This window comes from Agrobacterium tumefaciens (assembly GCA_025560025.1).
In the GTDB taxonomy this organism is placed as follows: Bacteria; Pseudomonadota; Alphaproteobacteria; order Rhizobiales; family Rhizobiaceae; genus Agrobacterium.
The window spans coordinates 708,442-721,783 of sequence record CP048485.1 but is presented as its reverse complement, the minus strand read 5'-3'; the positions used below and the strand labels follow the sequence as shown (position 1 = coordinate 721,783).

Here is a 13,342-nt window from a genome sequence, read left to right as displayed (position 1 = left end):
AGGGGTCTATCATGTCTTGCCTGAGCAAGGGGCTTTTGCGCTCTTCCGCCATGCTGTCCATCCTGCTTGCCCTGACCGCGGGGTCCATTGGCTTGCCAAGCCGTGCCCTTGCCCTTTCCGAGCTGAAACCGGCGCAAAATACCGAAAGCGAGCCGCAGGCCCAAAACGGCGGAGAGCCGCAGCAGCCCCAGCCGCCGGAGCCGGATGAGATCGAAGGCGATTCGGAAGGTATTCCCCTGCCCGATCCGCTGGTCGACCGTTCCGCCGGTCAGGCAAACCAGAAGCCTGCTACTCCGGACAATGCCCCTGAAATGTCCGTCGTGATCGAGCATGACATCTCCAAGGCACCGGAAGCCGTGCGCAAACTGCGTCAGGAGATCATGGACGCGGCCGCATCGGGCGATATTGAAAAATTGCGGCCCTTCATCGCGGCCGGCCAGAAGGAATTCCGCATAGACGGCAATGACGGCGAAGACCCGATCGCGGCGCTGAAAAGCTATTCGGGCGATCCCGACGGCCTTGAGGTGATGGCGATCATCATCGACCTGCTGTCGACCGGTTATGCCCATGTCGACGCCGGTACGCCCGATGAGGCCTATGTTTTCCCCTATTTCGCCGGCAAGCCGCTCAATACGCTGACCGCACCGGAAAAGGTGGAGCTTCTGCGCATCATTACGGCGGGCGATCTGGCGGATATGCAGGAATACGGCAATTACAGCTTTTACCGCATCGGCATCTCGCCTGATGGCAAGTGGAAGTTCTTCACCGCCGGCGATTGATCGCATCGCGGTGCTTGCCGTTCTTTTGCAAAAATCCTAACTGTTCGAAATGAGCTGCCCGGCCAAAGCGCATTGCTGATTTGCGCCGGGAATTGCGCGAGAACAAAAGAGAGCATATCCGCAATCGCCCTGGGCTGCCTGGAGCAACCCTGGCCGGGCATGCACTCGATGAACCGAACGGTGACGCCATGCCTTCCGCCTTTCTTGCCGACCGCCGCCTGATCAGAGTTTCCGGCACAGGCGCCGGGGAGTTTCTGAACAATCTGATTACGGCTGATGTTGAAAATCTGCCGCAGGGAGAGGCCCGCGCCTCGGCACTTCTGACGCCGCAGGGCAAGATCCTGTTCGATTTCCTGATAACGCGCGATGGGCCGGATTATCTGATCGAAACGGGTGCTGACGAACAGGATGCGCTGCTGCGCCGCCTTACCATGTACAAGCTGCGCGCACCCGTCGACCTCAAACTCGAGCCCGTGGAAGGCATGAGCCTGTTCTGGAATGAAACCGCGCCTGAAGCCGGTGTGCGGGATGGCCGTTTCGCCAAGGCCGGTATCGATCTGTTCCGCGTTGCGGGCGCATCGGCCTCCGGAGAGGCCGCCGCCTATGACGCCCTGCGCATCGACCACGGCATTGCCGAATCCGGCCGGGATTATCCGCTGCAGGACGCTTTTCCCCATGACGTGCTGATGGATGTGAATGACGGCGTCTCCTTCAAAAAGGGCTGCTTTGTCGGGCAGGAGGTGGTCTCGCGCATGAAGCATCGCGGCACGGCACGGCGGCGCGTCGTTACCGTTACCGCGGACGGCGATCTTCCCGCCACCGGGACGGAGATTACCGCCAACGGAAAACCTGTCGGCGCGCTTGGAACCGTTTGCGGCCGCAAGGCACTTGCCATCGTGCGGATCGACCGCATTGCCGATGCGCTTGCCTCCGGCACGCCTTTGCTTGCGGATAACATCACCGTCTCCGTGTCCCTGCCGGCCTGGACCGGCATCTCCTTCCCGGCGGCTGACCCGGCAACACGGGTGGAGGAATAAGCGTGGCGTCTGCGAAAAGTCCGCGCGCCTGGCAGCGCATGCTTTCCGGGCGGCGGCTTGATCTGCTCGATCCTTCGCCGCTTGATGTGGAAATCGCCGATATCGCCCATGGTCTTGCCCGCGTCGCCCGCTGGAACGGCCAGACGCGCGGCGATCACGCCTTTTCCGTCGCCCAGCACTGCCTGATCGTGGAAACCATCTTCTGCCGCATGTGCACGAGCGCCACGCCTGACGATATGCAGATGGCGCTTCTGCATGATGCCCCTGAATATGTCATCGGCGACATGATTTCACCGTTCAAATCGGTTGTCGGCGGCGGTTACAAAACCGTCGAAAAACGGCTGGAAGCGGCCGTACATCTGCGCTTCGGCCTGCCGCCGCACGCGTCGCGTGAATTGAAGGACCGCATCAAGAAGGCGGATACGGTTGCCGCCTTTTTCGAGGCAACGGAGCTTGCCGGCTTTTCCATCGCCGAGGCACAGAAATTCTTCGGACTGCCCCGCGGCATTACCCGCGACATGTTCGACATCACGCCGCTTCCCTCTACCGAAGCACAAAGGCTGTTCATCGCACGTTTCGATGCAATCGAGGCGCTGCGCGCGGCCAAGACCGGGAGTGCGACATGACGGCCATTGTCGTATCGCCGCTATCGCGGATCGCGGAAATGGCCGTGAAGCACAAGGCCCGCGAAATGGTGACGCTGATCGCCAAAGAGCAAAGCTTTCACCGCCCGGCGGTGATAGCTGCCGAGCGGCATCTGACGCTTGTCATGAACGATATCGCCTTCAAGGGCACGGGCGATCTCATCGCACCCGATGACGCGCATGTGCAGAAGCTGATCGATTTCGCGCGGGAATGGGACCAGTCCGCGCCGCTGCTCATCCATTGCTGGATGGGGGTGTCGCGCTCACCCGCCGCTGCCGTCATCGCAGCGCTCAGCCTCAATGCGGATCAGGACGATATGGCGCTTGCTCTCAGCCTGCGCGCCGCCTCGCCCTATGCCACGCCCAATGCCCGCATCATCGCCATTGGCGACCGGCTGCTCGGGCGGGACGGCAGGCTGGTCAAGGCGATCAAGGCAATCGGCAGGGGCGCGGATACGGATGGCAACGTGCCGTTCATATTGCCGCTCAGTGCCTGACAGCTTCCATTTTTGCGGAACCCCTGCGGCACCCGGTCGTTACCAACCCTGAACAGCAATGAAAATCACGGGATAATTCATGGAACAACAGGCAACCGATATCATCGTCGCATCGCAGGCCGCGGTGCGGCAGGCGAGTGCGCTTGCGGTGCAATATTCCTTCTCGATCGTCGGCGCGCTTCTGCTGCTCATCGTCGGCTGGCTGGCCGCCACATTCCTGCAGCGCTGGGCTTTTCAGGGCCTGTCGCGCATCCGCGGCTTCGATGCGACGCTTGCCGGTTTCTTCGCAGGCGCCATTCGTTACGTGGTGCTCATTCTGGTACTGGTCATGGTGCTCGGCCAGTTCGGGGTGCAGACGGCCTCCATCCTCGCCGCGCTCGGCGCCGCCGGTCTCGCCATCGGCCTTGCGCTGCAGGGCACGTTACAGAACATCGCCGCCGGCATCATGCTTCTGGTACTGCGCCCTTTCCGGGTCGGCGAATATATCGAGACCAGCTCGGTCAGCGGAACGGTCATGGAAATCGGGCTGTTTGCGACCGAGCTTAAGACCAGCGACGGGCTTTACCGCCTCGCGCCCAATTCCACGCTGTGGAACGTGCCGATCACCAATTACAGCCGCTTCCCCTCGCGCCGCCACGAATTGAGCCTGACGGTCAAGAATGACGAGGATATGGGTGCGGCGCAGGACATGCTGATGCGCGTGGTGCGTTCGGAAAGCCGGGTGTTGCTGGACCCCGCCCCCGTTACCTTCGTCGATTCGATCAGCGCCGACAGCGCCACGGTGAAATTGCGCTATTGGGTGCGCAGCGACAATTATTTCGTGACCACGCGTGAGGTGACGAAGGCGATGAAACTCGCTTTCGACGAGCGTAAGGCGAACATCAGCGTGCAACCCGCCTGAGAACAGCGTTTCCTGACCAGATCCCTTTCTCAAGCTTTCTCCAGACAGGATAGCCGGCGCTCAGCCGGCTTTCGTCGTTTTCAGGCTGAGATGATGGCAGGCACCTTGCGTCTACAGATAGACGTGTTTATACGACGTGATCGTAATGTTATTACATAACTTATTTTCGCTTTATAGACACGAAGGGCCAGAAGAATGCAAAAAACGATCACCCGCGTCACCGGCGCGCTTGCAATCGGTTCCATGCTGCTGACGACAGCCTCGGCACTGGCGGCCGGCAAAGACAAGGCTTCCTCCGCTCATAGCCACGATCACAGCCATGGCCAGACCGAAGCCGAAAAGCAGATATACAAGGGTTATTTCGAGGATGCCCAGGTGAAGCCGCGCACGCTTTCCGACTGGGAAGGCGACTGGCAGTCGGTCTACCCCTATCTGCTGAACGGCTCCCTCGACCCGGTGATGGCGGAAAAGGCAGCGCATGGCGACAAGAGCGCCGAAGAATACCGCGCTTATTATGCCATTGGCTACAAGACGGACGTCAATCGCATCGTCATCAAGGGCAACAGCTTTTCCTTCTATCGCGGAGCCAAGCCCGTTGAGGCTACCTATGCCGCCGACGGCTACGAAATCCTGACCTACAAGAAGGGCAATCGCGGTGTCAGGTACATTTTCAAGAAGACCACTGGAGATGCCGCGGCTCCGCAATTCGTGCAGTTCAGCGACCACACCATCGCGCCTGCAAAGGCCGGCCATTACCACCTCTATTGGGGCAATGACCGCAAGGCGCTGCTCGATGAAGTGACCAACTGGCCGACCTATTATCCCTTCATGATGGACGGTCCCGAGATCGTGAAGGAAATGGCGGCGCACTAAGCCCTTTGCAGGCATGGCGTTTCCGCCAGAAGCGAGCGCGTGAGGTTTTCGCCTTCTCCCCGAGGGGGAGAAGGTCGCGGCAGCGGGATGAGGGGGCAAGCTCTCGGCATATCGCTGACGTTGCCCCCTCATCCGACCCTTCGGGCCACCTTCTCCCCCTCGGGGAGAAGAAACAAGCGGGGAGCGCTCACTGTCCCATGGTCGAACGATGCGCCCAGCCGGTCATGCGCTTTTCAAGCCAGGCCATGATCGCGTACATGACGATGCCTTCCACGGCGAGCATCAGCAGGCCGGCGAAGACCAGCGGCACATTGAACTGGCTCTGCGCCGAACTCATCATATTGCCAAGGCCATAATTCGAGGCGACGGTTTCAGAGACGACCGAGCCGACGAAGGCGAGCGTGATGGCGATTTTCAGGGAGCCGAAGAAATAAGGCATGGAGCGCGGAATGCCGACCTTCAGCATGATATCCATCTTCTTTGCACCAAGCGCGCGCAGCACATCCTCCGTTTCCGGCTCGATGGTGGCAAGGCCAGTCGCGACGTTGACGACAATCGGGAAGAAGGAGATCAGGAAGGCGGTGAGAACCGCGGGCACGGTGCCAATGCCAAACCAGATGACGAGGATCGGCACCAGCGCCACTTTCGGGATGGCGTTAAAACCGATCATCAGCGGATAAAGCCCGGCATAGATGGTTTTCGACCAGCCGATAAAAAGGCCGATGGCAAGACCGGCGGCCACCGCAATGGCAAAGCCCAGCGTCGTTGTATAAAGAGTCTGCAGCGAATTCTTCCAGATCGGTGACCAATATTGCACGATGGCCTGACCGACCCTGACCGGTGACGGCAGAATGGTCGGCGGCATTTTCAGCGCATAGACCAGCAATTCCCACAGCAGGAACAGCGCCAGCGTATAAAGCCAGGGGGCGGCTTTCACCCAGTTGACCCGGTCGATCAGGGGCTTGCGCGGCGTGGCCGCCACGGTGCTTTCAACAATCGCGCTCATGCTGCCACCCTCGCCTGCGCGATCTCGCCATGCAGTTCATGCACCATGTCGTTGAAACCCCTGTCATACATGATATCGAGCTGGCGCGGACGGGCAAACGGCACGCGGTGCTCGGCCAGCACCCGGCCGGGCCTTGCGCTCATCACGAAAATCTTGTCCGCCAGAAAGGTCGCTTCGCGCAGATCATGGGTCACAAGGATGATGGTGACGCGTTGCGCCGCGTGCAGATCGCGGATGACGCACCATAATTCCTCGCGGGTGAAGGCGTCGAGTGCGCCGAAAGGTTCATCCAGCATCAGGAGATCCGGCTCGTGGATCAAGGCGCGGCACAGATTGGCGCGCTGCTGCATGCCGCCGGAAAGCTGCCAGGGATATTTGGAGCCGAAGCCTTTGAGACCGACAATCTCCAGCAGCCGCTCGGCTTTCGCGACATATTCAGCCTTGTGGGCGCGCAGGCGCCGGCGATGTTTCTCGACGATCTCCAGCGGTAGCAGGATGTTTTCAAGCGTGGTGCGCCAGGGCAGCATCGTCGGGTTCTGAAACGCCATGCCGACGATGGAAACCGGCTCCGTGACCTGCCGCCCGGCAACGATGACATTGCCCTTCTGCGGAATATGCAGCCCCGTCACCAGCTTCATGAGCGTCGACTTGCCACAGCCCGAGGGGCCGACGACGGCCGCGAACTCACCCTTGTCGACCGTCAGATTAAGGCCGGATACAGCCAGCGTGCCGGCCGACCCGCCGTAGCGCATGTCGACATTGTCTATTTCCACGAGATGTGACATCGCAGTCCCCATTTTTTCGGCCGGTACGGGCGTCTACAGCCTTCGTTGCCCCGCCTCACTTCCAAAGCCGCCGATTATGCCCGGCGTCGCCGCATATTTCTTCTCCCCGCTGGGGAGAAGGTGGCCCGAAGGGTCGGATGAGGGGGCAGGCTCTCCGAATACGGTGGACGTTTCCCCCTCATCCCGCTGCCGCGACCTTCTCCCCGGCGGGGAGAAGAAATTCGCGGCACCCACTCGTTCTACCCGCAACAGCTCCCCCCTCAGGGAAGCATGCGCTCTTGTTTGGCCGGGAGGTAGGTCGCGTCAAAGACCTGATCCGCCTTGACGTTACCCTTGAGCCCAAGCGAGACTTTCAGCGTCTCGACCGAAGCGGCGAGCCTCGCCGGATCGACGCCGCCCATGCCGTTTTCCACCACATAGGGCGTCTTGATGTTCATGCTGTTGGCCATGTTGAGGCGTTCGAGCTCGATGGCGCTGTCGAGCGTTTCATTGCGCTTGAGCACGGCCGCCACGCCCTCTTCCGGGGTCTTGACGGAATCGGCGAAGCCCTTTGCCAGCGCCTTCAGGAAACCCTTGACGGCATCAGGGTTTTTCTCAGCGAAATCAGTGTTTACCAGCACCGCATTGCCATAAAGATTCAAACCGTGCTCGGCCATCAGAATGGTCGAGATATCGTCATCGGCAATGCCCTGCTTCTTCAAGTTGAGGATCACCGAAAAGGCGAAACCGAAAACGGCATCGACATCGCCCTTGGCCAGCATCGGCTCACGCACGGGAAACCCGATCGATTCGATCTTGATCTTGCTGTCATCAAGACCGGCGACCTGTTTGAAGGCAGGCCATTGCGCAAAGGCGCCATCCGGCGGCGGTGCGCCGAGCTTCTTGCCTTCCAGCGACTTCGGATCGCCGGTGACGCCGAGCGACTTGCGGCCGACAACGGCAAATGTCGGGCGTTCATAGACCATGTAGACAGCCTTGATCTTCTGGCTCGGATCCTCATCGAGGAACTTCATCACCGAATTGATGTCGCCGAAACCCATCTGGTAGGCGCCGGTCGCGACGCGCGGAATGGCCTCCACCGAGCCGTTGCCGCTGTCGATCGTCACGTCGAGGCCTTCGGCCTTGAAGTATCCCTTGTCGAGCGCCAGCAGGAAGCCGGCGGCGGGACCTTCGAACTTCCAGTCGAGCGTGAATTTCACCGGCGTTTCGGCATGAGCGCCCGTTACGGGCAGCGTAAATCCGGCAGCGGCGCCGACAGCGGCAATGGCCAGAGCCCTGGACAACAACCTGCGCGTTAACATCATCTATTCCCCCTGATGGTTTTGTTGGATTGGTTGCATAAGACCCAATTCCAGCCCTCAAGGCAAGATAAAATTGCATACAAAATAGCCGTTATTTTGTATGCTTATTTTATATGCATCGTTGATTGATATGGAGGCAAAAAGCCCTATCTCTGCCCATCTCGCATGCAACGAAGCCAGGGTAATTCCGTTCATGCAGAGAACACAGCGTTCTCATTTGCCGGGATTGCGGATCAGGTGCAGGGTAAGACAAATAGAGCCACGAATGGCAGGCAAAACGACGGGACGGCACGATGAATTCTGCACTGGGCATACACCACATCACCATGATCACCCGGAAGGTGCAGGCGAATGTCGATTTTTACGCCGGCTTCCTGGGTTTAAGGCTGGCCAAGCGCACGGCCGGCTTCGAAGACGCCATGCAGCTTCATCTGCTCTATGGCGACGATATCGCCTCGCCAGGCTCGCTTCTGACCTTTCTGGTCTGGGAAGATGGCGGCCAGGGCCGTGTGGGTTATGGCCAGACGCTGGAAGTGTCGCTGGCGATCGATCCCGCCAGCATCGGTTTCTGGCTGACGCGGGCGCTGAAATTCGGCATCCGCGCCGAGGGACCATCCGACGAATTCGGCGCCCCGGTCATCCGGCTGAAAGACCCTGATGGCCTCATCGTCAAGCTGGTCGGCATCCACGCCTTCCCCGATGCCACGCCACATGTGACCAACGACATTCCGGCAGAAGACGCCATTCGCCGCATCTATGGTGCAACCGTGCTGAGCGAGGTGCCGGAAGAAACGGTGGCTTTCCTCACAAAATATTTCGGTTACCAGCAGGAAAGCCAGACGGGCGCTATCCGCCGGCTCGTTTCGAAAAGCGATGACATTATCGACGTGCGTGACGCCACCGGCTTCTGGTCCAGCGCGCCGGGCACCGGCACCGTCGATCATATCGCTTTCCGCGCGCAGGATCTGGACGAGCTGAACGCGGTGCTGGTTGAACTGAAATCGCTGAATTCCAGCACCACCAATGCCCATGACCGGAAATATTTCCATTCGCTCTATGTCCGCGAACCGGGTGGAGTGCTGATCGAAATGGCGACCGACGCGCCCGGCATGACCGTTGACGAACCCCTGGAAGCGCTTGGCGAAAAGCTGTTCATTCCGCCGCTTTTCATGAAGGATGAGGCGGATGTGCGCGTCGCGCTGCCGCAATTTTCGATGCCCGGCGAAGAGCGTATCGTCTATCGCGACCTGCCCTTCGTGCACCGCTTCTACACGCCCGAAAAACCTGACGGTAGCACCCTCATCCTGCTGCACGGTTCCGGCGGCAGCGAAACGAGCCTGATGCCGCTGGCCCACCGGGCGGCACCGGGCGCCACGCTTCTCGGCGTTCGCGGCCGCAGCACGGAAGAGGACATCGCCCGCTGGTTCCGCCGTTATCCCGATTTCAGCTTCGACCAGAAGGATATCGCCTCCGAGGCGGAAGCCTTTGCCGCCTTTGTCGATAGCGCGATCCGGTCCTATGGCCTTGATCCTTCGAGGCTTCGTTTTGTCGGCCATTCCAATGGCGCGAATTTCTATACGGCCTTTGCAGCGCTTTATCCGGAGCTTGCCGGAGACGCGCTGCTCTATCGGCCGATGCCGGTTCTCGAAACCTGGCCGGAAACCGATCTTTCCGGGCGGAACTTCCTGCTTGTGGCCGGCGAACGCGATAAATACCGCGACAAGGCGACGGAGTTGCGAGACAGGATTTCGGCCAGCGGCGCGCAGGCCGGGGTGGAAGTGGTGGATGACGGACACGAGCTTGGGCTTGCAGATATCGAGGCGGCGCGGCGCTGGCTTGCGGAGGCTTCCTGATCCGAAGTGGCGATAGCTGGATCGAGCGGGCACCGCGTGTTTCTTCTCCCCGCCGGGGAGAAGTCCGCGGCAGCGGGATGAGGGGGCAACGTCAGCGATAAACCGAGAGCTTGCCCCCTCATCCGGCCCTTCGGGCCACCTTCTCCCCGGCGGGGAGAAGAAACAGGCGGCCCAGCCCTTCATCAACCGGGCCTTGCATAAATTCGCCAAAAGGGCTTTAAAAACAGCTTCGTAATTGGAGAGTTCTGTTTGGAAATCCCGCTGCTTATACTCGCCGTCATCGCGGCCTTCATCTACACGCTGGTCGCAAGCATCCGCAATTCAAGCCGAATCAAGTCTCTCGAGCGCGAGGTTGTCAGCCTCAAGCGGCTGATGGCGGCCGGGGTGGCTTCCCCTGTGGCAGCGCAGGCGGAGACGGCCGATTCGGCGGAGAGAGCGGATTTCGGGACGGAAGAGGAAAGCGTGGCCTCTGAGGAAGATGCAGCCTTCCAGGCCGAACACCCGTCCGAAGCAGAAGTGGCCGCCGCCATGGCGGAAGCGGAAGACCTTGCCAGCAAGGAAGAGGAGCGCGTGCTTGCGCGTGAGGCTGCATCCACAGCGGCAACCAAGGAAAGCTTCGAAAGCCTGCTCGGCGCGCGCTGGGCCGTCTGGGCTGGCGGCCTGGCGCTGGCGCTTGGCGGCATTTTCCTTGTCAAATATTCCATCGAAGCGGGGCTCCTGAGCCCGGCCGTTCGGCTTTCGCTCGCCGCCATTTTTGGTCTCGTTCTCGGCCTTGCCGGCGAGGCGATCCGCCGCAAGGCTGTGCCGGGCATCGCCACCACTTACGCCAACGCCATGATACCGGGTGTGCTGACGGCCGCCAGTGCCTTGACGTTGTTCGGCGTGGTTTACGCGGCCTATGGCATTTATGACTATATCGGCTCCGGCACCGCCTTCATTCTGCTTGGGCTCGTGGCCTTCGCCACCATCGGCCTGTCGCTTCTGCACGGACAGGCGCTTGCGGGTCTCGGCCTGTTGGGGTCGATGCTGACGCCGGCGCTGATTTCCAGCGAAACACCGAATATATGGGCGCTGTTTGTTTTCCTGACGATCTCGTGGCTCGCAACCGCGGCGGCTGCACGCAGGCAGGGCTGGACCGTGGTTCCCTCGCTTGCCAATGCGGGTCTCGGCCTCTGGGTGCTCGGCTATATCGCTTTTTCCGAGACGATCAGCGCCGAACCGCCGACGCTTTCACTGCTTGTCATGCTGGCCGGCACCCTCTTCCTCTGGCCCGGCAGGCACTTTGACACACCGCCCGCCGAGGAAAGCGTAGCGAGCACCACGCCTGAGCGGCGCGCCATTCGCGCCATGCGGCTTTTGTTGCGCCCGTCGCTTGCCATCAGCCTCACTGTCTCGATGGCCGTGATCCTGCCGGCAATCGGCTTCCTCTTCACCGACGGCAGCATCGACACCCATCCGGCCCTCGTCGTTTCCGCACTCATCGCAACGCTTGCCGCCCTTGGCGCTGCGCGACACAATGCGGTGTGGCCGGCCATTATCGCCGCACTCGGCGCGCAGGCTGCGGTCTCCCTGATGTCGCGGCAGGGGATCGATTTCATCGGCCTGATAAATGATACCGCCGTCACGCTTCCTCCCGTCGGAACGGGCTACACCGCAGCCATCGCCATGGCGCTCGGCCTCGGCGTCATCCTTCTCCTCTGCGGTTTCTCTTTCCTGAAACGCAAGGGCGCGGATGATCGGGATTTCTCCCAGCTCTGGGCGGGGATTGCAGCGCTTTTCCCGGTCTGGCTCGGCACGGCAAGCTTCGTCGAATATGGCAATCTCGGCCGTGACTGGCTGCATGCGGCCTATGGTCTTGGCCTCGGCCTTGTGCTGATCGCCGGCGCGGAATGGCTGCATCGGCAGAACAATGAGGCCTATCGCAAACCGCTCAACATCCTCGTGCTCGGCTCGTTTGCCGCCTTCGCACTTTGCCTGCACACGCTGACGGAGGGGCTCGCCACAACCGTGCTGCTCTCCGTCATCGGCTTCGGTTATGTGCTGGCGACCCGCCATCGCAACTGGGATATTCTGCCCTGGGTGATGGCGGTGGCAAGTGTTGCCGTTCTTGGCCGCATCGCCTGGGAACCCACCATCGTCGGGCCGCAAAATCTTGGGCTCACGCCGGTCTTCAACGCGCTGCTGCCGGGCTATGGCATTCCGGCCCTGCTCGCCATCGTCTCGGCCTGGATGCTGCGCGACTGGCCGAACTTCCGGGCAAAGAACTTTTTGCAGGCCATCGCCAGCGTCATGGGTCTGCTGGCGGTCGCCATCCTCATCCGCCATGCGATGAATGGCGGCACTCTCAATGACAGCGTGCCGACGCTCGGCGAACAGTCGATCTATACGCTGCTGACCATCGGTTTCTCAGGCGTGCTGATGACGCTGGATCTCAAGAGCCCCAGCCCCGTCTTCCGTTACGGCTCGATGATTGCCGGCGTGATCGCCGTCATCAACGTTCTGACAATGCATTTCTTCACGCTCAACCCCTATTTCACCGGCGAAAATACCGGCCGCATCCCGTTCCTCAATCTGCTGCTGATCGGTTATCTGCTGCCGGCGTTCGCCTATGGCGGTCTTGCCTGGTATGCGCGCGGCAAACGTCCCCCGCCCTATGTCAGCCTGCTGGCGGTGGCGGGTGCGGCACTCGGTTTTGCCTGGGCCACACTTTCGGTCCGGCGCTTCTGGCAGGGCGAAAACATTGCCGACTGGAAGGGCTTCCTGCAGGGTGAAACCTACAGCTATTCGGTGGTCTGGCTGCTGATCGGCGTGCTGCTGCTCGTGCTCGGCTCGCGCTTCAATGCCCGCAGCCTGCGTCTGGCATCCGCCGCCTTCGTGCTGATCTCCGTCGCCAAGGCCTTCCTGATCGATATGAGCAATCTTGAAGGCGTGCTGCGGGCGCTGTCCTTCATCGGGCTTGGCGCGGTGCTGATCGGCATCGGCCTGTTCTACCAGAAAATCCTCACCCGGAAGCCGCAGGCATGATCGCGGCCGGGGCTTTCGCGCCTTTTGAGGCGCTTGCGCAGGAGTTGATACCGCACGCCGCCGATGCGGGCGACGGCTCGCATGATCTTGCCCATATTCACCGCGTCTTCCGCAACGCCATGCGCATCCATGCGGGCGAAGGTGGCGATGGCACGGTGCTGGCGGCCAGCGTGCTTTTGCATGATTGCGTGGCGGTGGAGAAGAACTCACCGCTCCGCGCGCAGGCATCGCGGCTCGCGGCGGAAAAAGCCTCGGGCATTCTTGAAGCCCTTGGCTGGCGACGCAGCGATATCGACGCCGCCGCGCATGCCATTACCACCCATAGTTTTTCCGCCAATATCGAACCGCAGACGCTGGAAGCAAAAATCCTGCAGGATGCCGACCGGCTGGACGCCATTGGCATGGTGGGGGCAGCCCGGTGCTTTTATATTGCCGGGCGCATGGGTTCGGCGCTTTATGATCCGGCCGATCCACTGGCCAAAGACCGGCCGCTGGACGACCGCGCCTTTGCCATCGACCATTTCGAAACGAAGCTGTTCAAGCTTGCAGATGGTTTCCGCACGGCAACCGGACGAGAATTGGCGAAGGCCCGCCATGAACGCCTGCAACAGGTGCTGGACCTGTTTCTCGACGAAATCTGAG

12 protein-coding genes are annotated in these 13,342 nt (G+C 60.9%); 9 read left to right on the top strand and 3 right to left on the bottom strand.

The features are described 5' to 3' along the window. Positions 1 to 11: 11 nt before the first annotated feature. From FY152_03535 to FY152_03510, 6 genes are all read left to right on the top strand, one after another. Positions 12 to 779 (top strand): hypothetical protein, encoded by a 768-nt coding sequence (locus tag FY152_03535; protein ID UXS31209.1) that lies wholly within the window; start codon positions 12 to 14, stop codon positions 777 to 779. A 188-nt stretch (positions 780 to 967) separates the two neighbouring features. Continuing rightward, a complete protein-coding gene (locus FY152_03530; GenBank protein UXS31208.1) occupies positions 968 to 1,816 on the top strand; it encodes a folate-binding protein YgfZ in 849 nt (282 codons plus the stop codon). 2 nt (positions 1,817 to 1,818) lie between these two features. Then, positions 1,819 to 2,442 carry an HD family hydrolase gene (locus FY152_03525; protein UXS31207.1) on the top strand — a complete coding sequence of 208 codons (624 nt, stop codon included), beginning with the start codon at positions 1,819 to 1,821 and terminating at the stop codon, positions 2,440 to 2,442. Then, positions 2,439 to 2,957: a protein tyrosine phosphatase gene (locus tag FY152_03520; GenBank protein ID UXS31206.1), complete on the top strand. Its 519-nt coding sequence runs from the start codon at positions 2,439 to 2,441 to the stop codon at positions 2,955 to 2,957. The genes FY152_03525 and FY152_03520 overlap by 4 nt, the downstream gene beginning before the upstream one ends. Positions 2,958 to 3,036: 79 nt before the next feature. Beyond that, positions 3,037 to 3,858, top strand: coding sequence for a mechanosensitive ion channel family protein (locus FY152_03515; GenBank protein UXS31205.1), 822 nt, complete (start codon positions 3,037 to 3,039; stop codon positions 3,856 to 3,858). Positions 3,859 to 4,053: 195 nt separating this feature from the next. Continuing rightward, positions 4,054 to 4,731 (top strand): metal-binding protein ZinT, encoded by a 678-nt coding sequence (locus FY152_03510; protein UXS31204.1) that lies wholly within the window; start codon positions 4,054 to 4,056, stop codon positions 4,729 to 4,731. Between the two features lie 187 nt (positions 4,732 to 4,918). Here the strand turns inward: FY152_03510 and FY152_03505 are convergent, their stop codons facing one another. The 3 genes from FY152_03505 to FY152_03495 all read right to left on the bottom strand — a co-directional run bounded on the left by FY152_03505 (position 4,919) and on the right by FY152_03495 (position 7,826). Beyond that, positions 4,919 to 5,737 carry an ABC transporter permease gene (locus tag FY152_03505; protein UXS31203.1) on the bottom strand — a complete coding sequence of 273 codons (819 nt, stop codon included), beginning with the start codon at positions 5,735 to 5,737 and terminating at the stop codon, positions 4,919 to 4,921. Beyond that, positions 5,734 to 6,522 carry an ABC transporter ATP-binding protein gene (locus FY152_03500; GenBank protein UXS31202.1) on the bottom strand — a complete coding sequence of 263 codons (789 nt, stop codon included), beginning with the start codon at positions 6,520 to 6,522 and terminating at the stop codon, positions 5,734 to 5,736. The genes FY152_03505 and FY152_03500 overlap by 4 nt, the downstream gene beginning before the upstream one ends. A 260-nt stretch (positions 6,523 to 6,782) precedes the next feature. Continuing rightward, a complete protein-coding gene (locus tag FY152_03495; GenBank protein ID UXS31201.1) occupies positions 6,783 to 7,826 on the bottom strand; it encodes an ABC transporter substrate-binding protein in 1,044 nt (347 codons plus the stop codon). Between the two features lie 290 nt (positions 7,827 to 8,116). Between FY152_03495 and FY152_03490 the strand changes: the two genes are divergently transcribed. From FY152_03490 to FY152_03480, 3 genes are all read left to right on the top strand, one after another. Continuing rightward, a complete protein-coding gene (locus FY152_03490) occupies positions 8,117 to 9,676 on the top strand; it encodes a ring-cleaving dioxygenase (protein UXS31200.1) in 1,560 nt (519 codons plus the stop codon). A gap of 249 nt (positions 9,677 to 9,925) precedes the next feature. After that, positions 9,926 to 12,700, top strand: a complete 2,775-nt coding sequence (locus FY152_03485; protein ID UXS31199.1) for a DUF2339 domain-containing protein — start codon at positions 9,926 to 9,928, stop codon at positions 12,698 to 12,700. Further along, positions 12,697 to 13,341, top strand: coding sequence for an HD domain-containing protein (locus FY152_03480; GenBank protein UXS31198.1), 645 nt, complete (start codon positions 12,697 to 12,699; stop codon positions 13,339 to 13,341). The genes FY152_03485 and FY152_03480 overlap by 4 nt, the downstream gene beginning before the upstream one ends. The last annotated feature ends 1 nt before the right edge of the window (position 13,342 follow it).